The sequence below is a fragment of the Prevotella koreensis genome (assembly GCF_003977605.1).
In the GTDB taxonomy this organism is placed as follows: Bacteria; Bacteroidota; Bacteroidia; order Bacteroidales; family Bacteroidaceae; genus Prevotella; species Prevotella koreensis.
The window spans coordinates 2,442,664-2,466,160 of the sequence record NZ_RYYU01000001.1 but is presented as its reverse complement, the minus strand read 5'-3'; the positions used below and the strand labels follow the sequence as shown (position 1 = coordinate 2,466,160).

Sequence of the window (23,497 nt, the reverse complement as noted above, 5' to 3'; positions counted from 1 at the left end):
ACGAGATGAAGATTATCATAGCCGGCGCATACGCCATAGGAACACACTTGGCAAAACTGTTGTCACGCAGCAATCACGACACGGTATTGATAGACGAGAGCGAAGCGCGTCTTGCTGACATAAGTGGCGATTACGACTTAATGACCTATCTTGCATCGCCTGCAAGTTTCAAGACCCTGAAAGAGACAGGAGCACATGGTGCCGACCTATTCATTGCGGTAACGCCCGACCAGCATCTGAACATGACAAGTTGCATGATGGCTCACTCAATGGGTGCAAAAAAGACCGTGGCAAGGATTGATGACAACGACTTCATGGAAGAGAAAAACATTGAGTTTTTCAGGGGAATGGGTATCGATTCGCTAATCTATCCGGAAAATCTTGCCGCAACCGAAATCTGCAACGGACTGAAAATGAGTTGGGTGAGACAGCGATGGGACGTGCATAACAGTTCGCTTGTGATGCTCGGAATAAAGATGAGAGACACGGCAGAGATACTCAACCAACCACTGAAAGAACTCTCAAAACCGGAGACTCCTTACTATGTGGTGGCAATAAAACGTGGCGAAGACACCATAATCCCGCGCGGAGACGATGTGCTGAAACTCAACGACATGGTGTTTTTCATGACAAAGCGCGACACAATATCATACGTTCGTAAGATTGTAGGCAAAGAACACTACATCGATGTGAAGAACGTCATGGTGATGGGTGGCGGCATGACGGCAGTAAGAGCAATGGCAAAACTTCCGGAATACATGAACGCCAAGATAATAGAAATGAACGAGGCACGCTGCGAAGAACTAAACGAACTGATTGACAACAAGCGCGTAATGGTAATTAACGGTGACGGACGCGACCTGTCATTGCTCCGCGATGAAGGTATCGGAAACACTCAAGCGTTCGTTGCTCTGACAAACAATGCCGAGACAAATATCCTCGCCTGTCTCACGGCGAAGCGCATGGGAGTGCGCAAAACGGTGGCGATAGTAGAGAATATGGACTATGTAAAAATCGCCGAGAGCCTTGACATCGGCACCATTGTCAACAAGAAAGCACTTGCCGCGAGCCGAATATATCAGATTATGCTTGACGAAGATGTCAGCGTTAGCAACGTGAAATTTTTCACAACGGCCAATGCCGACGTGGCAGAATTTACCGCGCAGCAAGGCTCGAAAGTAACTCGTAAGCGCGTTTTCGAACTCGGACTACCTGAAGGAACAGCCATTGGCGGACTTGTTCGCAACGGAGTGGGAAAACTGGTAAGCGGCGGTACGCAGATAGAAGCGGGCGACGTAGTAGTGATGTTCTGTCATAACATCAATATGGCAAAGTTAGAAAAGTTCTTCAAATGCTGAATCTGAAGATTATATATAAAATCATCGGTCAACTGCTTTATATCGAAGCGTTCATGATGGCAACGTGCATCGTCATGGCATATTACTACGGCGAGGACGATCTCATGGGCTTTCTATTCTCCACAATAACCACCGTGGTGGCAGCACTCGTATTCCGTTTTCTCGGAAAAAATGCCACCGACAGTCTTGGCCGACGCGAGGCTTATCTCTTGGTTACGACGGTATGGCTGATATTCAGTTTCTTCGGTGCCCTTCCTTTCTATATAACCGGTTATCTGCCGCATTTCACCGATGCCTATTTCGAGACGATGTCGGGGTTCACTACCACCGGTGCGAGTGTAATAGAAAGCGTAGAACTACTGCCACATTCACTGAAATTCTGGCGTTCGTTGACTCATTGGATAGGCGCACTCGGAATTGTTTTCTTCACCATAGCCATCATACCATCGCTTGTGGGTGGAAATATGAAAGTGTTCTCTGCCGAGGCTACCGGACCGATACGTGCCAAGATGCACCCGCGATTGAAGACCACAGCGAAATGGATATGGAGCATGTACGGCGTGCTTACCATAGCATGCGCCATCTGTTTCTTCTTCGCCGGAATGGACGTTTTCGACAGCGTGAACTACTCAATGGCAATCACCGCTACCGGAGGCTTCGCCACCCACGATGCCTCCACAGGCTATTTCCATTCCGTGGCCATAGATTATACCGCCATAACGTTCATGTTCCTTTCCGGAATAAGTTTCTCACTCCTCTATGCAATGTTCTTCAAAGGCAAGGTAAAAGCATTCTTAAAGAACTCCGAACTGAAACTTTATGTCTCCTTAATTATCCTCGCTACGATTGGGATAACTTTTTTTCTGATGCGTTCCACAGACAATAATATCCACGACGCATTCCGCAAATCGCTGTTTCAAGTGGTTTCGTTCATTACGACGACCGGTGTTTTAAACGATGATCCCGGTAAATGGCCGCATATCACATGGGTAATCCTTACCATCTGTATGTTCTTCGGAGGCTGTGCCGGCAGTACGAGCGGAGGTTTCAAGTGTGTGCGTGGCGTAATGATACTGAAAATACTTCTCAACGAACTGAAGCGTGTGCTGCATCCCCATGCCGTGCTTCCGGTGAAAGTGAACGACCGCATCATTCCATACGCAGCGCAAGTATCGGTGCTCAATTTCCTCGTACTGTATGTAATGCTGTGCCTGCTCTCCTATTTCATTATGATTCTATCGGGTGTTGACAGCACCAATTCCATAACCATTGCAATGAGTTGTGCCAGCAATGTCGGTCCCACACTGGGACTTGAAATAGGCCCAACAATGTCGTGGAGCATCCTTCCCGACATAGTGAAATGGATATTGTCGGTACTCATGCTTATGGGTCGTCTTGAGATAATCACCATTGTTGTATTATTCACATCATCCTTCTGGAAAGACAATTAAAACATATTACTATGCAGATACTGAAATTCAAGCCCCTGCTGAAACAGACTTTATGGGGTGGAGACAAGATTATAGGCTTCAAGAACATCACTTCCGACATGCAAAATGTTGGCGAGAGTTGGGAAATTTCAGGAGTGAAGGATAACGAAACGGTGGTGAGCGATGGCCCTATGAAAGGTCTGAAACTCAACGATGTGGTGGCAGAAATGAGGGAACAACTTATGGGACGTGAGAACTACGAGCGTTTCGGCAACGAGTTCCCATTGCTCATCAAGTTCATCGATGCCTGCCAAGACCTTTCCATTCAGGTGCACCCCACAGACGAGATAGCACGCAGACATGGAAAACAACGTGGCAAAACAGAGATGTGGTACTTTATGTCTTCAGACCCGGGAGCAAAGATATTCTGCGGACTGCGCGAGAATATATCACCGGAGAAATACCGTGAAATGGTGGAGACCGACACTATCTGCGACGCCCTGGCACAATATGATGTCAGCGAAGATGACGTTTTCTTCCTCCCCGCGGGCAGGATACACGCCATACGTTCGGGCTGTTTCCTTGCTGAAATACAACAGACAAGCGATGTAACATATCGCATATACGATTTCAAACGCAAGGATAAGGACGGAAACTATCGACAACTGCACACCAAAGAGGCGGCAGAAAGCATAGACTACACCGTGGAAGAGAATTATCGGACAGACTATGAGGCACATAAGAACATGGGAGTGCCTCTCGTGTCGTGCCCATATTTCCACATTTCGGTTTACGACCTTGACGAACCTATGACTCTCGATTACTCCGAACTCGACTCCTTCGTTGTCCTCATGGCACTTAAAGGCGAGGGGCGTATCATAGACGAAGAAGGCACTACGGTGTCTTTTAATGCCGGCGAAACCGTCCTACTGCCGGCAACAACACAAATGGTGAAAGTGGAAGGTACGGTGAAATTTCTTGAGACCTACGTTTAACTCAAATCTGCGCAGACAAGAATGACCGAATAAGGCAGACGCTGCGAGCACCCTACAACAAATCACTCGCTCACGAATAGGTCGCCGGCATGACATTTATCCATTCCGGGATATTCCACAAAATAACATAAACAAATAAATGGCGTGTGGTCACAATCCACACGCCATTTATTTGTTTATATCATTAATCAATATGCCTCGTCTTCCGAAATCTCTTCCTTGGTTATCTGCTTGCGGTCGAGCGAACGCCAAGCATAGATGATATACGCAAGTACGAAGGGGATGAGGAGCGACACATAGAACATGGTGCGCAGGGTAAACTCACTGCTTGAAGAGTTCTGTATCGTCAATGAACTCTGCAAATCGGCATTGGAAGGATAGTATGCTGTTCCGTTCCAGCCTGCAATGAGGAATAGTACGAGCACTGTAAGCACTGTTCCGATACCGGCAAACCATATACCTTTTTTATAAGTCTTCTTGATTACCGGAACGATAATGCCGTAGAGCACAAGAACCACTCCAATCAAAAGCACCACTGCAAGATACCACATGCTTAACAAGTTGTTCAGATACTTCATCGGTTCCATGAATATCACGCCAGTTGCCGGGTCGAAAGCATAGCCGTCTTTCAGCACTGTGCGCACGAGGAAGGCCACGAAGAGTATAAGGAAAGGCACTGCGTCAACAAGCAGGTTTGCGTGACAGCGTCTCTCGATAGCCTCATCCTTGATGTTGTTCATGAAATAGAGATTTCCAAGAATACGTGCAAGGAAGAACACAGCAAGTCCGAGAATAATATTCCAAGGGTCGAGCAACGCATCAAGACCATGCGAAGCATTAGCCCAACTGCTTATCACCGGTTCGATACCATCGGTGAAATTCTGCTTTGCCACAAGGAAATTTGAACCATCGAAGAATGTTGCCACGGCACCACCGAGCAACACCGGACCTAAAACGCCGTTCATGACAAGGAACCACTGGAATGTCTTTGTTCCGAGGATATTGCCTATCTTGTTCTGAAATTCATAACTAACGGCTTGCAGCACGAAAGAGAAAAGAATCAGCATCCAAAGCCAATAGGCTCCGCCGAAACTGGTACTGTAGAACAATGGAAAAGAAGCGAAGAACGCTCCACCGAAAGTAACGAGTGTCGTGAATGTGATTTCCCATTTACGACCGGTACTGTTTATCATCATGCGACGTTCCTCTGCCGTCTTGCCGAGTGTGAACAGTAGCGAGTTGCCACCCTGAACGAACATCAGGAAAACGAGCAATGCACCAAGCAGTGATATGAGGAACCACCAATAATGTTGCAAAAAATCGTATGTCATACCTTTATATTAAAAGTTAAATGTTAAATATTCTATGTTTCTTATTAAGAGATACCGAGCATTATGCCGAGCGTTGCGATACTGCAATGGGATTAGCCCAAACGCCCGACATCAAACACCCAAGCATCACTTCTTGTCATACTCCGGACCTTTCTTTATCTGCTTCAGCAAGATGTTTATCTCAACCGCAAGCATTGTGGTGAAGAGGGCGAGGAATACGAAGAACGTCAGAGCAATAGAGCTGGACGAAATATTGCTCACTGCGGCACTTGTAGGCAGCATGTCCTGTATGGTCCAAGGCTGACGACCGAACTCTGCAACGAGCCATCCGCTCTCACTTGCGATGTATGATAAAGGCAAGAGTATCACACCCAACCACAACAACCAGCGTTTGGTGTTGGCAATGTCCTTACGATAGGCGATGAAACCTACGATTGCGAAGAAGAGAATGAACAGCGTGCCCAGACCTACCATTACGCGGAAAGCATAGAAACAGATAGGAATTGACGGTACGAGTTCGTCTATATTCTTAATATATCCATAGCCGAAATATGGCATATTCTCTTTCAGCACCGGCAGATGACGCTGCGCCTCTGCCTCATTGCTTGCAGCCTTTGCCTTACGATATTCGCTGAGGGCAGTGATTGCAAGTTTTCCTTTTTCTATTTTCTCGGCATAAGAGATTTCCGTCTTTCCGTCGGGAGTTGAATAACCGTTGATGAGGTCGTTCACACCGGGCACATATCCGTGCATGTCGCGCGTTGCGAGGAACGAAAGAGTGTTAGGAATTTCCAATTTCATAGGTGGCTCTTTCTCGTTCTTGTAGTCGGGCTGTGAGAATGGATCGATGAACGAAAAGGCAGTAAGTCCTTGATCGGTACCACCGTTGTATAGTCCCTCCATTGCCGCCAACTTCATCGGCTGCACCTGCGCAACCCTGTAAGCACTCTCGTCACCGGTAATTGCTGCCAGTAACGAAGCCACAAAACCTACTACGGCTGCAATCTTGATGCTCTCAACTGCCAACTTCGTATCACGCTTTTTCAAGAGATACCATGAGCAAACGGCAACGACAAAGATTGCACCGATAATCCAAGACGAAATCACCGTGTGGAAGAACTTGCTCACTGCGAACGGCGAGAGGGCTACTTCCATGAAAGAAACCATCTCATGACGCATCGTGTCAGGATTGAATTCACATCCCACAGGATATTGCATCCAAGAGTTAGCAACAAGAATCCACCATGCCGAAATGGTTGCACCAAGACCGGTGAGCCATGTAGATGCGAGATGGAACCCCTTCGATACTTTCTGCCAACCGAAGAACATCACGGCAACGAAGGTACTCTCCATAAAGAAAGCCACGATGCCTTCGATAGCGAGAGGTGCACCAAAGATGTCGCCCACTATCCACGAGTAGTTGCTCCAGTTTGTTCCGAACTCGAACTCAAGGATAATTCCGGTGGCCACACCCATTGCAAAGTTCACTCCGAAAAGTTTCTGCCAAAAGCGGGCAGTGTCTTTCCAAAACTGTTTCCCCGTGCGGTAATAGCAAGTTTCTGCGATGCCCATGATGAGTGCCAAACCAAGTGTGAGTGGCACAAAGAGCCAGTGATAAATGGCAGTCAGCGCAAATTGCGCCCTTGCCCAATCCACCGCTCCTGCATCGACTGCAAGAAATAAATTGTTCATAATTATTTTAGTTTAGTTATCTGTTCAATATCTCTGTTGCTACAAACGATGACTCCTGTCCTTTTTCACTATGTTGAGAGATAAAATTAGGGAAAAAGAAGACTTTCAGTATTACAAATATGACAAACAATTTTATGCCGATAATAAGCCATAATGTCTTGCCTAACTTCATATTACGGAATCCATCATAATACAAGTAAAATGCTCTATATAGTAAATTGTTTTTATTCATTGTTTCTTTAAGGAAATGTTTCCAACATCAATAATAATCTGCAAAGGTAATAACTTTTTCATAATCTGCCAAATTCTGTTACAAAAATAATATTTTTACAAATCTTGAAACATTGAAAATTTCCCTCTTCCAATAAAGCATTTACCACCTATTCTACACTGATTAAATCGCAAATCAACTCAATTGAAATTTCTTATGCCAACCAATTTGGGCGAATTTGTCGTGCAAAATGGGCGATTTTGGTCAGCAATTTCGCCCATTTTGCTTTCCAATTCGGGCTAAATTGCTTTACATTATTTATTATACTGAGTAATAGCAGGTGATTTTACAGAAAGCGAAAGGGTGTAAAAAGCAATTTATTAACAATATTCGAGAGCATAAATCAAGGAACCGAGATTGTTCGTTATTTCCTCAAAAATATTATTTTTAAGTTACTTAAAGGTTTAAAAGGCGTATTTTTTTTGTTCGTTTTAGGAAAATAATCTAAATTTGCAATCGGATAATAGAAAACCGGTTTAAAACAAAAAAACATGAATAAGAAGATTATCATACCACTGATTGTGGTCATAGTATTATTAATAGGAGGTGTGGCGTGGCTCGCATTTGACCTCCGAGAGCAGAAACAGGCTAACGAAGACATGCAGGAACTGGCCGAACTCGACAAGAAAGAAATGGAGAACGAGTACCAGCGTTTTGCAGAACAATACACCGAAATGAAGTCGCGCATCAACAATGACTCCATCGTGGCGCAACTCACACGCGAACAACTGCGCACACAACAGTTGCTGAAAGAACTGCGCTCGGTGAAGGCTAACGATGCACGCGAGATAACACGACTGAAGAAAGAACTCGCAACGTGCCGCGCCGTGATACGCAGTTACGTGCTCGAAATAGACTCACTGAACAGACTCAACCAGAATCTCACAGTAGAAAACACCCGCGTAAGGGGACAGTATGAAGAGGCAACACGTCAGATTGAAGGACTGAATGCCGACAAGGTGTCGCTCTCCGAGAAAGTTGCAATAGCCGCCCAACTCGATGCCACGGCAATACAGTTGGTGATGCTCGACAAGAAAGGCAAGCAGACCGAGAAACTAAAAAAGGCGAAACAACTGCGCCTGACATTCAAGATAGCAAAGAACGTCACTGCAACGAACGGCATAAGGACGCTCTATGTGCGCATCACCACTCCGACGGGAACGGTGCTCGGCAATGCCGGAGTGTTCCAATATGAGAACCGACAGTTGCAATGCTCCATGAAACGGAGCGTGGAATATGGTGGAAATGAAACACCGGTTACACTCTATTATGACATAAATCAGTTCCTCGGAGAGGGCACTTATCAGGTCGCTATCTTCTCTGATGGGCAGCTGATTGGTTCGCGCAGCGTGAAATTTGAATAACAACAGACATTTTTTATATGTATAGACTCTTATCATTTGTTGCCGCCATGGCCTTTTCGGCAGGTGCCTGTGCCCAGCGTGTGCTGTCGCTCGACGACTGTCGCAGCATGGCATTGGAGAACAACAAGCAACTCAACGTGGCACGACTGAATCAGGAAGTGGCACTGAACACACGCAAGGCGGCACGCACGAAATACCTGCCGAGGCTCACTGCACTCGGCGGTTACGAACTGACAAGCCGCGAGGTGTCGTTGCTGAACGATGACCAGAAGACGGCACTGAACAACATCGGTTCTAACGTGGCCGGCAAAATGGGAGGCGCATTGAACGAAATGCTCTCCAACTTTGCAGGGCAAGGGATCATCACTCCGCAAATGGCACAGACGATAGGCGGACTGTTCTCCGGAATGGCAACACCTATGGCGCAGACGCTGAACGGCATAGGAAGCAACATCAGAAAAGGACTGCGCACCAACAACCGCAACACTTTCGCGGCATCTGTAATGGTAACACAGCCTGTATATACCGGAGGAGCAATCACGGCGGCCAACCGCCTTGCCGACCTCAACGAGCGACTAATGGCCGAACGACTGGAACTGTCGCGACAAACGACACTCTACGACATCGACCAAGCCTACTGGTTAGTGGTGTCGGTGAAACATAAGAAACAACTGGCTCGCAACTATCTCGAACTTGTTCGCAAATTCGACCATGACGTAAAGAAGATGTTCGAGGAAGGAGTTGCCACGCGGTCTGACAAACTTCAGGTAAGCGTGAAAGTGAATGAGGCAGAAATGCAATTGATGCAGGCAGAAGACGGTGTGGCACTGTCTAAGATGTTACTGTGCCAACTCTGCGGAATGACATACGAAGAGGACATCACCCTTACCGATGAGAACACCGAAAATCTGTCGCTGCCCACGCTTTACGATGGCGGAGAGAGTCCTACATACAATACGCGTCCCGAACTACAGATGCTTCAAATATCTGTGGATATGGCAAACACATCGACTAAACTCGTACGCGCGGCCTATCTGCCGCAGGTCGCTGTCACCGGTGGCTATCTCATGACAAGCCCAAATCTGTATAACGGTTTTGAGAAAAAGTTCGGCGGAACGTGGAATCTCGGAGTGCTGGTGCGTGTTCCGATATGGAGTTGGAACGAGGGAACGTATAAGGTAAGGGCGACAAGGGCGGCCGCACGGATGGCAGAGATGGAACTTTTTGATGCCGCAGAGAAAATCGGTCTGCAAGTAAGTCAGTGCCGCTTCAAGGTGAAAGAGGCTCACCGCAGGTATGCCCTCGCCGTGAAAAACGTTGAAAAGGCAGAGGAAAACCTGCGTTGTGCAAACCTTGGTTTTGCCGAGGGAGTGATGCAGACCACCGATGTAATGGCGGCACAGACCGCTTGGTTGCAGTCGAAAACGCAGAAAGTGGAAGCCGAGATAGAGGCCAGACTTAGCGATGTGGCACTAAGAAAGGCTTTGGGAGAACTATAACGAAGAAACAATAATAAATATCAAATATCATGTCAGCAAAGACGCAACATAACAACATACTACTCGCCATACTCGGAATTGTGGCGGTAGTGGCAATAGTGGCAGTCATCGGACTGTTCGCTTTCGGACATACCGACGAAGAAATCCAAGGCGAGGTAGAGGTTACCGAGTACAGAGTGTCGAGCAAGGTGCCCGGACGTATTCTCGAAATACGAGTTAAGGAGGGCGACCATGTAAACGTAGGCGACACGCTTGCCATTCTCGACGCACCCGAAGTGGAGGCTAAGATGACACAGGCGCAGAGCGTTGAGCGTGCAGCATCTGCCATGAGCGAGATGGCTCAGAACGGAGCACGCCAGCAACAGATACAGGGTGCTTACGAGTTATGGCAACAAGCAACGGCCGGACTTGAAATTGCCAAGAAGAGTTACGAGCGTGTGCAGCGTCTCTTCGACGAAGGAGTGATGACGGCACAGAAACGTGATGAGGCCCTGGCGCAGTTCAAGGCTTACGAAGCACAGGCCAAAGCGGCAAAGAGTCAGTATGACATGGCCGTGGAAGGTGCACGCAGCGAAGAGAAGAAAGCGGCGGTGGCGAAGGTCGGACAGGCACATGGTGCGGTGCAGGAGGTGCGCTCGTATAAGCGCGAACTCGTACAGGTGGCACAGATGGAAGGTGAGGTGAGCAGCGTGTTCTCAAAGGTTGGCGAACTCGTGGGCACCGGTTCGCCGATAATGAACATATCCGTTACGAAAGATATGTGGGGCACATTCAACGTTCGCGAAGACCTACTCAACGGAATGAAGATTGGCGAAGTGATAAAAGCATACTGCCCGGCATTCGACAAAGAAATAAAACTCAAGATATTCTACATAAAAGATCAAGGTACATACGCCGTTTGGAAAGCGACCAAAAGCAACGGGCAGTATGACTTGAAGACCTTTGAGGTGAAAGCCCGTCCTATAGAAAAGACCGAAGGTTTGTACCCAGGCATGTCGTTGATAGTGAAAAGATAGACAATGTATAGCAAAAGGAATCCTTTTCTGCGCATACTTAGTGTGGCACGGCGAGAATGTGGCATAATGATGTCAACGCCGATCTACCTCTTCTGTATGGTGGTGTTCCCCATCGTGTCGGTGATTTTCTTCACCTCAATGATGGACGACGGACTGCCGCAGGAGATGCCTATCGGTATTGTTGACAACGATAATACCGTCACAACACGCTCTATCATACGCCGTCTCGACGCTATGCAGACCAATAAAGTAGTAGGACGGTATGCCACTCCGGCGGAAGCGCGTGCCGCAATGCAGCGAAACGAGATTTATGCATTCCTCTATATTCCCGCAGGCACTACCTCCGACCTTATGTCGCAGCGCAGACCGAAAGTGTCTTTCTACTTTAACAGCACGATGCTCATGGCGGGTGCGTTGCTCTATCGCGACATGAGAACGGTATGTACGCTCGCTTCGGCGGCAGTGGGACAGGCCACCATGCGTGCGCGAGGGCACACCGACGACCAGATATTGGCGTTTCTGCAACCCATATCCATTGATTTGCACATGATAGGAAATCCCTGGCTGAACTACAATTTCTATCTCGGTTCGTTCATTATCCCCGGCTTGTTGTTGCTGTTCGTATTCCTTATAACGGCCTATTCCATAGGTACGGAACTGAAATTCCGCCGCAGCAAGGTGCTGATGCGCTTGTCAGACAATGACATTTGGGTGGCAATGCTCGGAAAGATGCTGCCGCAGACATTGATATTTCTAACCATATTCTACGGCTACCTTATATATATATATGGCTTTCTCGGCTTCCCGCATCAAGGAAATTGGTTCACAATCGCCCTCATCGGTTTTCTCGCAGTAGTAGCGTCACAGTCTTTCGGGATGTTCGTTTTCGGACTGATACCCTCGCTGCGTTTGTCAATGAGTGTGTGTTCGCTGTGGGCAATGCTTGGTTTCACTATGTGTGGTGCGGCATTTCCGCTCTTTGCAATGCACCCGATGCTGGAGGCTTTTGGACAACTTTTCCCCCTTCGACATTACTATATGTTCTATCAGATATGCGTCTTTAACGGCTATCCGATGAGTGATGCGTGGTTCAATCTCATCGCTCTGATTGTCTTCATCTGCCTCCCTATATTCGTTATGAAGAACCTGCGACGAGCAATGCTTGAATACGTTTATATACCCTAAACTCCTAAAAAACATGTATGAAAGTCTAAAAGACACCTGCTATATTTGGAGAAAGGAAATGCGCTCTGTCATAAGAGATGAAGGAGTGCTGATATTCTTTATCATTGTGCCGCTACTCTACCCCCTGGTATATTCTTGGGCATACGATAACGAGGTGGTGAGAGATGTCCCGGTGGCTGTGGTTGACCTGTCGAACAGTCATACCTCACGCCAATTCATACGTCGATGCGATGCTTCGCCGGAAGTGAAAGTAGCCTACCATTGCACCTCGATAGACGAGGCACGACAACTTGTGGGGCATCAGGTGGTGCGCGGAATACTCTACTTCCCTACCGATTTCGAACAAACACTCGGACGAGGACAGCAAACCAAGATGAGCCTATTCTGCGATATGAGCATGATGCTGACATATAAGGCAATTTATTCCACCGCGATGAATGTGTCGCAAGACATGAATGCCGATATTCAAGTTGCAATATCAAGCCCCCCAACCGACCAAGAGGATCGTATTCTAACACAGCCGCTCGACTTCGAAGATGTGCAGATGTTCAACACCACAGGCGGTTACGGCAACTTCATTCTGCCCTGTGTACTTATCCTGATACTGCAACAAACGCTGCTTCTCGGCATCGGACTCAGCGCAGGTACGGCGCGAGAGAACAACCGTTACCAAGACCTTGTGCCCGTGAGCCGCCACTACAACGGCATGTACCGCATAGTATTCGGCAAGTCGCTGTGCTATCTCATGATATTCTCGGTAATGGGTGCATACGTCACACTTGTCGTTCCGCGCATCTTCGGTTTCACAAGCATACCGCAAGCGACCGACCTTTTCGCACTGATGCTGCCCTATCTGCTTGCCAGCATCTTCTTCGGTATGCTCTTCTCGTGCATCATACGCTATCGCGAGAACGTGATATTACTCGTTGTGTTCACCTCACTTCCATTCCTTTTCCTTGCCGGAGTGTCGTGGCCGGAGAGCAGTATTCCGGCAATATGGCGCGGAATATCATACCTTGTGCCCTCCACTTTCGGCGTACGCGGCTTCGTAAGAATAAGCAGTATGGGTGCTACTCTCAATGATGTTCGCAACGAATATATCTGGCTTTGGATACAAGTAATTGTCTATTTCTTCGCGACCTGCGCCGTATATAAATACCAACTGATTAGTGCCCGCCGACATGCAATAGAGCGAATGACGGTAATAAAGAATGCCGTAGAGAAGCAAAAGGCATTAAAATCACAAGTGAAAGAATAACAGTTACAATTCAGGAACTTCAAAACACATCATTCTCTCACCCGCCATTTGTAAAAAACAATATCCCATTCACGATAAATTACGCCCAAGTAAGGTCAACGTAAAGTCTGTGAATGGGATTTGAGTTTTCTCTATCTTATAATATAATGCCGTCTATTTGGAGTTAAATGTGATGCCCCAGAACCTTGCATTATCATTACTTTTATCGTTCTCAACCTCCTCTTCGATATCATCCGGGAGATTACAGAAGAAGTCTATATTCGTTCTTGACTGCAATTCCTTTATGGTTATGTATTCTGTCGGACTTTTTTTATAGTGCGGCGACCATATACCAAGAGCGTGATACTTTCCTGTTGCATTATTATAAGATAGCAGAGCCATATAGAAATATGCGGGAACACGCAACCCTGTTGCTGTCGTATTTTTTATATGTTCCGGCTTGTCAATTGTTGCAGCCTTCACGATATACAACGTGTCACATTCCACATCTGAAGCATAGTCCCTGACTTTCTTTTCCAGTTGCTGCCACACACCACTGTTATGCCCTGTCTCTTGCGGTTGCATATTGCTGAGATAGAATGTTTGCATATTCTGCTCTACGGAAAAAAGTCTGTCGCTTGACGGGCAGAGGTGACCTCTTGAGTATATTGAAGACGTAGGCCTATAATCCGCAAGTGTTGTTCTGTGAGCCGGATTTGTGATCTTAAGGTCTTCCTTGAACTTATTATTTCGCTTTGTGTTTTTGGGCAGATTGCCTGCATGCAACTGATAACATGTCCACCTGTTTCCACGTTTCTGTCCGTCCCATTCCAAAGAGAAATTCACAACCTGTTCTTTATCGGCATAGTGAGTTATCTCATAAGTGAAGTCTTCGTCACCCTGATGCAGTTTCGGGAACTCCAGTCTCCACGCCTCCTTGTTCCTTGCAAGGTCGGTTTCATTGTTTTTATTGATGTTATTATCATCCGTCTGTCCACCTTCTTGGTCGTAGAATGTAATGAAATCGATTTGCGAATAGAGATAGTCAATGCAGGAACCGTCCTTCATGTATATCTTTATACCGAGCGAATCCTTCGCTCCTCCCTGTCCGAAGATGATAACAGACCTATCTGTTTCATCTTTTTGAAATGTCAATACTGCACCGTTTTTCAGTTTTATACACTCCGGTGTCTTGTTTTTCTGTGCTATCGCATCAATAGTAACGATAAGCAACGATAAGGCTAAAATAATTTTTTTCATGATTTCTTTTTCTAATAAGTTAAATTCATTAAACAATCATTCTTTCTCACTAATCTTCCAGAATCTATCCCATTGTGTTGTTTATTTCCAATGTTCAAGTTGTATTTTATTATCTGACAACAAGTTTTTTACCATTAACAATGTATATTCCCTTGGGCAGTTGCGTTACACCATATCCTACAAACTGACCTCCAAGATTGTAAACCCGAGCATTATCAAGACATTCGTTCGTTCCCGTCATTATGCTACCGATACCTGTCGGAATATCATAGAAAGACACCATTACCTCATCTGCCGTTGCAGGCACAACGAAATATGCGCCCATTCCTGCCACCTTGCTCTGTTCTTCAGATGTCGGAGAGTATAGTTTTTCGTCTTCTCCCATGAAACGTTCGGTCTTGTCGTTCTTCATTACGTAAGGCTTGTATGTTCCAACAAAGTGGAATCCGTCGTGTTCAACGTCTTTTGCCAATACATTTGAGAGAGTGACACCTTTATATACAGTGTTCTCCAACTTCTTTGCCGGCTTATAAAGATACGGCATTCCGGGTTCTATATTCTTTGCTTCAACGAATGTCATCACGTTTTCTTCCACCGACTTATAACTGCGCAACGCACCTTCCACGTTTTCAATCCCGAACGGCAGTGTGATAGTGTTCCACGATTCGTCAGACAATTCGCGCTTCAGTCTTACCGCAGTGTTCGTGATATTCTCATTTGGTAACACAAAGTCGATATCCTCGCCGATAACATATACAATCGGCACGAACTCATTCTCTGCCACATTATGTATATTGGTTTTCTCCACCTTGTTATATATCGGGCGCAATTCGCTTGCATCCGGTGCTGTGGCGAAGACTATTGCCGACATGTCAACTACGGCATTGTCGTATGGTGTCTGATAGTATTTGTCAGCGTTCAGATTATAGGCATTGTTGATAGTAATTTCCTTTCCGTTCACAATCACCTTTCCTTTCTTCACCTGATGTTCTTTTATAACAACCCAGTCGGCTATATGGTTGCCGTACATATTATCTGTTACTGATGCCGGCATCACGTCATCTTCTGTCACGGGGTCTGCAATCAACAACTTTTCAGAGTTGGTTTTATTTATTGCTTCCAGCACAATCATTTCTCCGACACTTGTTTTCTTACCATAGACATATCCTGCCAAGTGCTGATTATATTTCATTGTAGGAGTGGTCTTTATGCCTTTGAAATAAGCCTTGTCGCCCTTCTTATCGCGCAAGAATGCATTGTCGTTGCCGTCGACAAACAGCACGCGCACATCGTCGCCATCGGGAATATAGAGGTAAACGTCTGTGCCGTCTTCCACTGTTCTCAACTCTTTCAGTCCTTTCACCTCCTGTGTCGGCTTAGGTGCTTCAGCATTTGCCGTAACGTTGATTGTATTGATGTAGCACTGACTTACTATACTGAATGTCACCGACTTGGCATTCCCTGTCCACGTACCCACTTTATCGTTTATTTCGAGCAATCCACCTGCACACGTTACGCTTCCTGCATTATCAAAATCTATAACTATCTTTGTGATAGGAGCACCGTTATCAGTCTTCAATGTCATTGTTCCGCCATCATAGATACGGAAAGTGTAACTGCCATCATTATTGTATAAACGAGCCTCTGTTATGTTTTTCGTGTTCGACAGTGTTACGCCTTTATTCTTTAAGTCATTGACGATATTTGTCCAACTTCCGGATTCCGGCACACTGATTCCTAACTCGGTAAGCCCCGCTTCGGTATTGAAAACGAAGGTTTGGGCAGTCTCTATCGGGTCTTCCTCATTCTCTTCTTCCTCTTCTTCCTCCTCCGGGTCGTCGCCCTCTTGCTTTTCGTATTCTATGGTTATCTTCTTTATATATATTGCCTTGGCTTTGTTTTCATACTTCAACACTATCTGTCCCGCTGCGTTTCCGGTAAAATTGTGTTCTGTATTGACATTTGTAAGTTTATATGTATCGCCAAAAGATTTTCCACCTACTGTAATTGTGAGATTTGCATCAATACCTTTGGCTCCGCTTGTTTCCACTTTGATAGAACTGACAGTACCCGATATGCCATCTGTCGATAAATTAACGTATGTAGCAGGTGCAGAACCCGAACCTATTTGCTGGCCTTTGTCTGCATTATAGCCGAAATATTGTGTATCGGTCTGCAAGGTCCACTTCACCCCACCGAGGTTTTGTTCACCATTTTCGGTAAACACTTTTGTTGCAAATTCATAGGTGTACGTATCTGCATACGCCGCATTTTCCCACACAGCCAACAGCAACAGCACGGTTAACCGCAATATTTTTTTCATTTTAATAAAATGTTTACGTTAATATTTTTTTAGTTATTATTCTTACGGTAAAATACATTCCATGCCACAAAGATAGTAATTTTATTTTATATAAAATAATTTTCGATTGAATTTTCCATTTTTTCATTTCAATATTCATTCTTTAATCCACAAATAGGTGACGACAATAAGGTTAAACACACTAAAAATATCAAATTTTCTTTGTAGTTCAACAGCCTTCCACTACCTTTGCACAAAAAAAGAAATATGGGCAAAGGGAAACTGGCAAAATTCGCCGATATGGAACGCTATGATAACGTGTTCCAATATCCTTATTCGGTTGTAGAGAACGTTCCGTTCGAAATGAAGGGCCGCTGGCGCGAGGATTATTTTCACAATGACAACCCGATAGTGGTCGAACTGGGTTGTGGCAAAGGTGAGTATGCCGTGGGACTGGCCCGAATGTTCCCCGACATCAATTTCATCGGAGTGGACATAAAGGGAGCGAGGATGTGGACCGGCGCGACACAGGCTGTCTCCGAGGGGCTGAAAAACGTTGCTTTCCTGCGCACCAACATCGAGATTATCGACCGATTTTTCTCCGAAGGAGAGGTACAGGAGATTTGGCTCACGTTCAGCGACCCACAAATGAAGAACCCACGAAAGCGACTTTCATCCACATTCTTCATGGAGCGTTACCGCCGTTTCCTCCTTGACAGGGGCATAATACATCTGAAAACCGACTCAAATTTCCTCTTCACATACACCCGACTTATGGTTGAGCACAACAACCTGCCTATAATAGTATGCACGGAAGACCTCTACGGCAGCGACATGCAGGGCGATGAACAGACAAAGAACATTCTCTCCATACATACTTACTATGAACAGATGTGGATAGATCGCGGTCTGAACATACGTTACATGAAATTCCTACTGCCCCATGAAGGTGTATTGACCGAAAGCGATGTGGAAATTCCGCTCGATGAGTACCGCAGTTACAAACGCGAAAAGAGGAGCGCAAAAGACAAAGCGAAATAACAACCCTCATCATTTACGACCGATTGGGGTTTGTCTCATATCGTAAATGAGCCTTGGTAAAAACATAACGCAAACCAATTTGGGCCGTTTTGCTTGGCAAAATGGGCGATTTTGCATCGCAATTTGGGCGAAATTGGTTTGCAAAATCGCCCATTTTGCAAACATACCGATATGCTGTGATCCGTATTTTAGTAGTTTACAAGCAAGTATTACAACCACGAATGCGATTGTCTTGATTTCCCTCCTCGCAGAAACCACTGATTATCAAAAACAAACAAGCGTTTGATCAGTGTAACAAATATTCCTCCACAGACTGTTGAATACGTTGGAACAGCGGAGACTTCATGTAAGAAATATTTTTCTTCAGCATCTGTTCGATGTCCTGTGTGCTGTGACTGTAACACGACAGTTCGTTGCGCATCTGCGTTTGGTGCATTGCCTGTCGGCGTATTTCCATCTCACGTTCGCGTATGAGTTGCGAGCATATTTTGTCGAGCATGGGCAGCACCGCTCTTTCAAGCAGATGATGTCCTTGTATATAAAGATAAGTCTCATCCGGCTTCACGCCCAACTTCTCTATCAATTCACGCTTCAGTTCCAGATAACTCTCCTTTGCATCCGGATGCTTGCGCTGCAACATGGCAATGCGCTTGCCCACCTTGTGACGTATGTTGGCAATCGAGGCATACGGGTTGTCAACCTTGAAGCCGCCGAACTCGATGACACGGTTGAAGTCGGTTATGGTGAAATCGATATATATAGGTCGCCGATAGTGCCATATACTCCACACGAAGAGCGGGAAAATGGCGAGACTGTATTGGCGCATGAACTCGTTGAGATCGAGCAGTTGATGGTCGTTGAGCGTCACTGCAACGCAAACATTATGCAGCGATGGCGCGTAACATTGCAGATTTTCTATGGAATAGGCAAAAGTATGGAACACGTACGGATTGCTGATTACCTTTCGGCTCGTCTCGGTGGCACCCTGTATGAGGTAGTCGTAGTCCGCATCCACACACGCAATCATGTCACGCCCCACCCTTTCTTCAAGTATTCGCATAATTGCGGACTTCTTTCCTCGTTCCAGAGTGCGGGTGGAGGGCAGCAAAACCTCGAAATAGCGCGTCTCGTCTTCATACATCGAGAGCACCGTGCGCCAGAAAAACACATCATCGTAACTCTCCACATAGGCCACGATACGCCGCCGCGCCGTCTTTGAACGCAGGCGGTTGGCCGCTTCAAGGTATTTTGACGATATTTTTTCTCTAAGCCTGTTTGACATGATAAAGAATTGAAATTGAGAAAATTATAACTGACAAAAGGACTTTCTTGAACGATAATTCGTCAAGCCTCAGGTGTCAATCAGAATATCGTTCACCTCCGTAACGTGACCCATCCAGCCGTTCATTATCACCGCAGGCGAATGGGTGGTAAGAATTACCTGAACGTTGGGATTCATCTCAAGTATGATACTTATCAAGCGTTCCTGCCAATCCACATGCAGACTCACCTCCGGCTCGTCCATGAAGAGTATGTATGGCAGTTTGTCCTCAACGAGAACGGTGAGCAATATCACAAGCATCTGCTTTTCGCCCGACGAGAGTTGGTAGGGCAAAAGCGTCTCGCCTATCTGCGAGAAACGTATCTCGTTCTCTGTCCGCACAATCTTCTTGGCAGTCTCACGGAAAAGTTCGTCTATGATGTCTTGGAATTTCTTCTTCGGTTCGCTTATCGCCTGCGCCGCCTGTGTGTCACCATGATGCAATGCTTCGATGATGCGGTTGCCCATGTTCACCTGATAGTCGAGATATTTGCGCTGCAACTTATACAACTGCAGGTCGAGTTCGGTGGCAAGACCGTGATCCATACGGCTCGTCATGTCACCATTGACAATAGGGCGGTCGAATGAACGTATCACGTCGAAGCGTATATGCGTGGCATCTGCCGGACTGGTCTTTATGTGCACTCCTTTCAAGGTGGGATTCGCGATGTTACCATCGGCCTCGATGCTCTTTACCACCTTGTTTATTATCGTACTCTTTCCCACACCGTTGATGCCGCTAAGCACGTTCACACGCCTGTCAAGATTCCAAACCACATGGCGTTTACCGCTCCATAGCGAATCAATCTCTATCTGTTCTATATAATCTGCGTGTTTCATACTCCGGTAGTATTTGTTTGCAAATATAACATTTTTTTTCCATTCCGCAATGACGTAACAGCAACATTTTTCCAAGTTTATGAAAACAACAGAGTCACGACGTACTTGACAAAATGTCAGTTCTTTTGTCATGACATGCCCAACCTGTCGCATTGGCATGGTGTTTGTTTTATCGTTAAGCGGATGGCCGACAGTGCATATCCGGATAATTAATGTGGAATAACAAATAAAAAAATAAGATTATGGGAAAGATTATTGGAATTGACTTAGGAACTACAAACAGTTGCGTTGCCGTTTTCGAAGGTAACGAACCGGTAGTAATAACCAACAGCGAGGGCAAGCGCACCACACCATCGGTGATTGGTTTCGTAAAGGATGGGGAGCGTAAGATTGGTGACCCGGCTAAACGTCAGGCCATCACAAACCCAAAGAACACCGTTTACAGCATCAAGCGATTCATGGGCGAAAACTGGCAGCAGACAGAGAAAGAAATTTCGCGCATGCCTTACAGTGTGGTGAACGAAAACGGATACCCGCGTGTGGAAATTGAAGGACGCAAATATACTCCGCAGGAAATCAGTGCAATGGTGCTTCAGAAGATGAAGAAAACCGCTGAAGATTACCTCGGACAGGAAGTTACGGATGCGGTTATCACCGTGCCGGCATACTTCTCCGACTCACAGCGTCAGGCTACGAAAGAGGCCGGAGAGATTGCGGGACTCAACGTGCGCCGTATCGTGAACGAGCCTACTGCCGCAGCATTGGCTTACGGTGTGGATAAGACAAACAAGGATATGAAGATTGCCGTGTTCGACCTTGGTGGCGGTACATTCGATATTAGTATCCTCGACTTCGGAGGAGGCGTGTTCGAGGTGCTCAGTACTAATGGTGACACTCACCTGGGTGGCGACGACTTCGACCAAGTGATAATAGACTGGCTCGTTCAGGAGTTCAAGAACGACGAAGGAGCCGACCTCACGGCTGACCCGATGGCAATGCAACGACTCAAAGAGGCGGCAGAAAAGGCAAAGATTGAACTTTCATCTTCTACAAGCACAGAGATTAACCTGCCTTACATCATGCCGGTGGACGGAGTGCCAAAGCACTTGGTGAAGAGTCTGACACGCGCTAAGTTCGAGCAGTTGGCACACAACCTGATACAGGCTTGTCTTGAACCATGCCAGAAAGCAATGAAAGATGCCGGACTTTCTGCATCAGACATCAACGAGGTAATACTCGTGGGTGGTTCGAGCCGAATTCCTGCCGTTCAGACTTTGGTGAAGAACTATTTCGGAAAAGAGCCTTCAAAGGGCGTAAACCCGGACGAGGTGGTTGCCGTAGGAGCAGCAATACAGGGCGCAATCCTAAACCAAGAAACAGGTCAGGACATCGTGTTGCTCGATGTTACTCCGCTGACACTGGGCATCGAGACCCTCGGCGGCGTGATGACAAAACTCATCGAGGCAAACACTACCATTCCGTGCAAGAAGACCGAAACATTCTCAACGGCCGTTGACAACCAGACAGCTGTGACAATCCACGTGCTGCAAGGCGAACGTCCGATGGCTTCGCAGAACAAGAGCATCGGTCAGTTCAATCTCGATGGCATCGCTCCGGCACAGCGCGGAGAACCACAGATTGAGGTAAGTTTCGACATCGATGCCAACGGTATCCTCAATGTAAGCGCGAAAGACAAGGGGACCGGTAAGGAGCAGAAGATTCGCATCGAGGCAAGCAGCGGTCTTAGCCAAGAGGAAATCGACCGCATGAAGGCAGAAGCAGAAGCAAATGCTGAAGCCGACAAGCGCGAACGCGAGAAGATTGATAAACTCAACCAAGCCGACTCAATGATTTTCTCTACCGAGAATTTCCTCAAAGAGAATGGCGACAAACTGGGCGACGACAAGGCAGGAGTAGAAACTGCCGTGGCAAAACTCAAGGAAGCGCACAAGAATAGTGACATCGCAGCCATTGACGCAGCAATGAACGAACTGAATCAGGTGATGCAGGCAGCAAGTGCCAAGATGTATCAGCAGACAGGCGGTGCTCAGCCGGGCGCAGACCAAGGCTTCCAAGGCGGACAACAGGCCGGCGGTCAACAGAGCAACAATGACGACACCGTTCAGGATGCAGACTTTGAGGAAGTGAAGTAAGAATAAGTATTAATGTAATCGCAGCTGTCCGAAAGGATTAGCTGCGATTATTGTGTTTAATCTCAATTTATAAATTATGGAAAAAGAAGCACGAACAACGTTGGAAGCCCTTATTAAGGAGCAGAAAGAAAGGATTCCCCTGTTAGAAAAGAGGTTACCTCCACCTAACGTTCCTATGCCTTCGTATTATGTATACGAAGATAACAAACTTTATATAAAATGGTTGACAAGGACTAAGAGATTCTTAGACACGCAATTTCCCGGTGATAAAGATGTTGATAACTTTGGGCGTATTAGTAAAGAGAAATTGTGTCCTGAACAACAAGAGGAATTATTAGCCATTCTCGAAGCCTTTTTAGAGTATCCGGATATTGTAGAGAAAGAAAAGCCTAATAGTTCTAAAGGATATAAGAATATCAACATAAATAACAACATAAGCAATACGAATACCCAATCCCAGCAGCAGTCTCAACAGCAAACTATTGAGATTCTCGTAAAAGCACTTGAAGACCAACTTTCGGTAACTCAGCTAAAAGAGATAAAGCAGATTGTAGAAGAAGAAAAGGGGGATTTGGAAAAAGCTAAGCCCAAACTCATTGATAAAATAAAGTCGTTTGGCGAAAATGTTGCTTCAAATATACTTGCAAATATTATAACCAATCCTGCCATTTGGTCATGTCTTGGTTAAAGTAAATACACAACAACATTTCCTTCTATGACCCTTGAAGAATACAACCAATTAGACATTGACTACGCACACTGTGCTGGCACTCACTGCGAGAAAGCCAGCCAGTGCTTGTTGCGCCATACAGCTTACACGATGCTAGAAATGAGTACGAAGGAGCGGTATATGGTTCTAAATCCGTATGTGGTAACGGGTGCGCAACCCTGTCCGCTCTATGAACCCGAGCACAAGGAACGCTACGCGTGGGGCATATCGAGCATCTACGACAAGGTGCGAGCTGCTGACTTGCACGGAGCAAAAAGGAAAGTCATGTCCTGCTTCGGCCCAGACATCTATTACAAGGTGAAGCAGCAGCGACGCGCCATCACGGAGGAAGAGCAACGAGATATCCGCCTCGCCTTTACCGAAATGGGCTACGATGGCTATGCAATCGAGTTCGACCGCTTTGAAGAACAATACCCCGCGCTGATGCGGTTGGTAAGATACAAGTAGGTATCTCGCTCTCTATACTTGACAT

General features: G+C 46.3%; 19 protein-coding genes. 12 read left to right on the top strand and 7 right to left on the bottom strand.

Annotated elements, in window-relative coordinates; all coding sequences use genetic code 11:
* The first annotated feature begins 5 nt into the window (after positions 1 to 5).
* The 3 genes from trkA to EHV08_RS10460 are packed head-to-tail and all read left to right on the top strand — an operon-like array spanning position 6 to position 3,783.
* Positions 6 to 1,358 carry a Trk system potassium transporter TrkA gene (gene trkA / locus EHV08_RS10470; protein ID WP_126679218.1) on the top strand — a complete coding sequence of 451 codons (1,353 nt, stop codon included), beginning with the start codon at positions 6 to 8 and terminating at the stop codon, positions 1,356 to 1,358.
* Positions 1,352 to 2,809, top strand: coding sequence for a TrkH family potassium uptake protein (locus tag EHV08_RS10465; protein WP_126679217.1), 1,458 nt, complete (start codon positions 1,352 to 1,354; stop codon positions 2,807 to 2,809). The genes trkA and EHV08_RS10465 overlap by 7 nt, the downstream gene beginning before the upstream one ends.
* An 11-nt stretch (positions 2,810 to 2,820) precedes the next feature.
* Positions 2,821 to 3,783, top strand: a complete 963-nt coding sequence (locus tag EHV08_RS10460; RefSeq protein WP_126679216.1) for a type I phosphomannose isomerase catalytic subunit — start codon at positions 2,821 to 2,823, stop codon at positions 3,781 to 3,783.
* Between the two features lie 188 nt (positions 3,784 to 3,971).
* On the opposite strand, the gene EHV08_RS10455 is transcribed toward EHV08_RS10460, so the two are convergent.
* The 3 genes from EHV08_RS10455 to EHV08_RS10445 form a co-directional block, all read right to left on the bottom strand.
* Positions 3,972 to 5,114, bottom strand: coding sequence for a cytochrome d ubiquinol oxidase subunit II (locus tag EHV08_RS10455; protein ID WP_126679215.1), 1,143 nt, complete (start codon positions 5,112 to 5,114; stop codon positions 3,972 to 3,974).
* Positions 5,115 to 5,240: 126 nt separating this feature from the next.
* Positions 5,241 to 6,806: a cytochrome ubiquinol oxidase subunit I gene (locus EHV08_RS10450; protein WP_126679214.1), complete on the bottom strand. Its 1,566-nt coding sequence runs from the start codon at positions 6,804 to 6,806 to the stop codon at positions 5,241 to 5,243.
* Between the two features lie 16 nt (positions 6,807 to 6,822).
* Positions 6,823 to 7,038 carry a DUF4492 domain-containing protein gene (locus EHV08_RS10445; protein WP_126679213.1) on the bottom strand — a complete coding sequence of 72 codons (216 nt, stop codon included), beginning with the start codon at positions 7,036 to 7,038 and terminating at the stop codon, positions 6,823 to 6,825.
* A 530-nt stretch (positions 7,039 to 7,568) separates the two neighbouring features.
* Here EHV08_RS10445 and EHV08_RS10440 point away from each other — a divergent pair.
* Genes EHV08_RS10440 through EHV08_RS10420 form a run of 5 tightly spaced genes read left to right on the top strand, consistent with a single transcriptional unit; the run spans position 7,569 to position 13,399 of the window.
* Complete coding sequence (locus EHV08_RS10440) at positions 7,569 to 8,441, top strand: hypothetical protein (protein ID WP_126679212.1); 873 nt, start codon at positions 7,569 to 7,571, stop codon at positions 8,439 to 8,441.
* A gap of 17 nt (positions 8,442 to 8,458) precedes the next feature.
* A complete protein-coding gene (locus EHV08_RS10435; protein ID WP_126679211.1) occupies positions 8,459 to 9,940 on the top strand; it encodes a TolC family protein in 1,482 nt (493 codons plus the stop codon).
* Between the two features lie 29 nt (positions 9,941 to 9,969).
* Positions 9,970 to 10,956: an HlyD family secretion protein gene (locus EHV08_RS10430; protein WP_126679210.1), complete on the top strand. Its 987-nt coding sequence runs from the start codon at positions 9,970 to 9,972 to the stop codon at positions 10,954 to 10,956.
* 3 nt (positions 10,957 to 10,959) lie between these two features.
* Entirely contained in the window at positions 10,960 to 12,141 is a 1,182-nt protein-coding gene (locus EHV08_RS10425; RefSeq protein WP_126679209.1) for an ABC transporter permease, read from the top strand.
* 13 nt (positions 12,142 to 12,154) lie between these two features.
* A complete protein-coding gene (locus EHV08_RS10420; protein WP_126679208.1) occupies positions 12,155 to 13,399 on the top strand; it encodes an ABC transporter permease in 1,245 nt (414 codons plus the stop codon).
* 153 nt (positions 13,400 to 13,552) lie between these two features.
* Here EHV08_RS10420 and EHV08_RS10415 read toward each other — a convergent pair whose 3' ends face one another.
* Both EHV08_RS10415 and EHV08_RS10410 read right to left on the bottom strand, forming a co-directional pair.
* Positions 13,553 to 14,638, bottom strand: coding sequence for a DNA/RNA non-specific endonuclease (locus EHV08_RS10415; RefSeq protein ID WP_126679207.1), 1,086 nt, complete (start codon positions 14,636 to 14,638; stop codon positions 13,553 to 13,555).
* 109 nt (positions 14,639 to 14,747) lie between these two features.
* Positions 14,748 to 16,961: a chitobiase gene (locus EHV08_RS10410; RefSeq protein WP_126679206.1), complete on the bottom strand. Its 2,214-nt coding sequence runs from the start codon at positions 16,959 to 16,961 to the stop codon at positions 14,748 to 14,750.
* 246 nt (positions 16,962 to 17,207) lie between these two features.
* Here EHV08_RS10410 and trmB point away from each other — a divergent pair, with 246 nt between their 5' ends.
* A complete protein-coding gene (gene trmB / locus EHV08_RS10405) occupies positions 17,208 to 17,981 on the top strand; it encodes a tRNA (guanosine(46)-N7)-methyltransferase TrmB (protein WP_126679205.1) in 774 nt (257 codons plus the stop codon).
* A 286-nt stretch (positions 17,982 to 18,267) separates the two neighbouring features.
* Here trmB and EHV08_RS10400 read toward each other — a convergent pair whose 3' ends face one another.
* Both EHV08_RS10400 and EHV08_RS10395 read right to left on the bottom strand, forming a co-directional pair.
* The gene (locus tag EHV08_RS10400; protein WP_126679204.1) at positions 18,268 to 19,263 is read right to left on the bottom strand and encodes a DUF4435 domain-containing protein; all 996 of its coding nucleotides are present in this window, start codon (positions 19,261 to 19,263) and stop codon (positions 18,268 to 18,270) included.
* A gap of 69 nt (positions 19,264 to 19,332) precedes the next feature.
* On the bottom strand, positions 19,333 to 20,142 hold the full coding sequence (locus EHV08_RS10395; protein ID WP_126679203.1) for an AAA family ATPase: 810 nt from the start codon (positions 20,140 to 20,142) through the stop codon (positions 19,333 to 19,335).
* A 242-nt stretch (positions 20,143 to 20,384) separates the two neighbouring features.
* On the opposite strand from EHV08_RS10395, the gene dnaK reads away from it, so the two are divergent.
* The 3 genes from dnaK (at position 20,385) to EHV08_RS10380 (ending at position 23,472) form a co-directional block, all read left to right on the top strand.
* Positions 20,385 to 22,295, top strand: coding sequence for a molecular chaperone DnaK (dnaK, locus tag EHV08_RS10390; protein ID WP_126679202.1), 1,911 nt, complete (start codon positions 20,385 to 20,387; stop codon positions 22,293 to 22,295).
* Positions 22,296 to 22,371: 76 nt separating this feature from the next.
* Positions 22,372 to 22,983: a peptide chain release factor 1 gene (locus EHV08_RS10385; RefSeq protein WP_203227067.1), complete on the top strand. Its 612-nt coding sequence runs from the start codon at positions 22,372 to 22,374 to the stop codon at positions 22,981 to 22,983.
* A gap of 27 nt (positions 22,984 to 23,010) precedes the next feature.
* The gene (locus EHV08_RS10380) at positions 23,011 to 23,472 is read left to right on the top strand and encodes a DUF6078 family protein (protein ID WP_126679200.1); all 462 of its coding nucleotides are present in this window, start codon (positions 23,011 to 23,013) and stop codon (positions 23,470 to 23,472) included.
* Positions 23,473 to 23,497 lie beyond the last annotated feature (25 nt).

Bases quoted from the DNA above. Each gene is read 5' to 3' on its own strand.
- trkA (WP_126679218.1), top strand. From the start codon at position 6: ATGAAGATTATCATAGCCGGCGCATACGCCATAGGAACACACTTGGCA.
- EHV08_RS10465 (WP_126679217.1), top strand. From the start codon at position 1,352: ATGCTGAATCTGAAGATTATATATAAAATCATCGGTCAACTGCTTTAT.
- EHV08_RS10460 (WP_126679216.1), top strand. From the start codon at position 2,821: ATGCAGATACTGAAATTCAAGCCCCTGCTGAAACAGACTTTATGGGGT.
- EHV08_RS10455 (WP_126679215.1), bottom strand. From the start codon at position 5,114: ATGACATACGATTTTTTGCAACATTATTGGTGGTTCCTCATATCACTG.
- EHV08_RS10450 (WP_126679214.1), bottom strand. From the start codon at position 6,806: ATGAACAATTTATTTCTTGCAGTCGATGCAGGAGCGGTGGATTGGGCA.
- EHV08_RS10445 (WP_126679213.1), bottom strand. From the start codon at position 7,038: ATGAATAAAAACAATTTACTATATAGAGCATTTTACTTGTATTATGAT.
- EHV08_RS10440 (WP_126679212.1), top strand. From the start codon at position 7,569: ATGAATAAGAAGATTATCATACCACTGATTGTGGTCATAGTATTATTA.
- EHV08_RS10435 (WP_126679211.1), top strand. From the start codon at position 8,459: ATGTATAGACTCTTATCATTTGTTGCCGCCATGGCCTTTTCGGCAGGT.
- EHV08_RS10430 (WP_126679210.1), top strand. From the start codon at position 9,970: ATGTCAGCAAAGACGCAACATAACAACATACTACTCGCCATACTCGGA.
- EHV08_RS10425 (WP_126679209.1), top strand. From the start codon at position 10,960: ATGTATAGCAAAAGGAATCCTTTTCTGCGCATACTTAGTGTGGCACGG.
- EHV08_RS10420 (WP_126679208.1), top strand. From the start codon at position 12,155: ATGTATGAAAGTCTAAAAGACACCTGCTATATTTGGAGAAAGGAAATG.
- EHV08_RS10415 (WP_126679207.1), bottom strand. From the start codon at position 14,638: ATGAAAAAAATTATTTTAGCCTTATCGTTGCTTATCGTTACTATTGAT.
- EHV08_RS10410 (WP_126679206.1), bottom strand. From the start codon at position 16,961: ATGAAAAAAATATTGCGGTTAACCGTGCTGTTGCTGTTGGCTGTGTGG.
- trmB (WP_126679205.1), top strand. From the start codon at position 17,208: ATGGGCAAAGGGAAACTGGCAAAATTCGCCGATATGGAACGCTATGAT.
- EHV08_RS10400 (WP_126679204.1), bottom strand. From the start codon at position 19,263: ATGTCAAACAGGCTTAGAGAAAAAATATCGTCAAAATACCTTGAAGCG.
- EHV08_RS10395 (WP_126679203.1), bottom strand. From the start codon at position 20,142: ATGAAACACGCAGATTATATAGAACAGATAGAGATTGATTCGCTATGG.
- dnaK (WP_126679202.1), top strand. From the start codon at position 20,385: ATGGGAAAGATTATTGGAATTGACTTAGGAACTACAAACAGTTGCGTT.
- EHV08_RS10385 (WP_203227067.1), top strand. From the start codon at position 22,372: ATGGAAAAAGAAGCACGAACAACGTTGGAAGCCCTTATTAAGGAGCAG.
- EHV08_RS10380 (WP_126679200.1), top strand. From the start codon at position 23,011: ATGACCCTTGAAGAATACAACCAATTAGACATTGACTACGCACACTGT.